Below are 402 nucleotides of genomic sequence, written 5' to 3' on the forward strand. Positions count from 1 at the left end.
CCTGGGACCTCGGCCACGGCGTCACCACACCGGTCGAGGCGAAGGTCGAGGCCAAGCGGGCCGCCGTCGATGCCGCGGAGCGCGCGGTACTCGTCGCCGACAGCTCGAAGTACGGCCGCTTCGCCAAGTACCGCGCCCTGCGTCTCGCGGAGCTCGCCGAGGTCATCACCGACGGAGCCCTGCCCGAGATGGCCGCGCAGGCGATCACGGCGGCCGGTATCCGGGTCGTCCGCGCCTGAGCCGCAGCGTCAAGGCAACCCCGGATCGCCGGAGGACCTGCGAGGATCGGGCCATGGCAGACGACGACCTCCCCGATTCGCTCGAACCGGCCACCGACGTCCCGCCGCGCGACGAGCCGCCCCCGCCGCCCACGCCCAAGGGCGACATGCGTGTGCCGTCGGT

At 73.6% G+C, this 402-nt stretch carries 1 pseudogene; it reads left to right on the forward strand.

The features are described 5' to 3' along the window. Nucleotides 1-239: pseudogene (locus ARTB_RS21415) on the forward strand (DeoR/GlpR family DNA-binding transcription regulator); the annotation flags it as partial. Nucleotides 240-402: the final 163 nt, after the last annotated feature.

The organism is Arthrobacter humicola (assembly GCF_022803015.1).
GTDB lineage: Bacteria > Actinomycetota > Actinomycetes > Actinomycetales > Micrococcaceae > Arthrobacter > Arthrobacter humicola_A.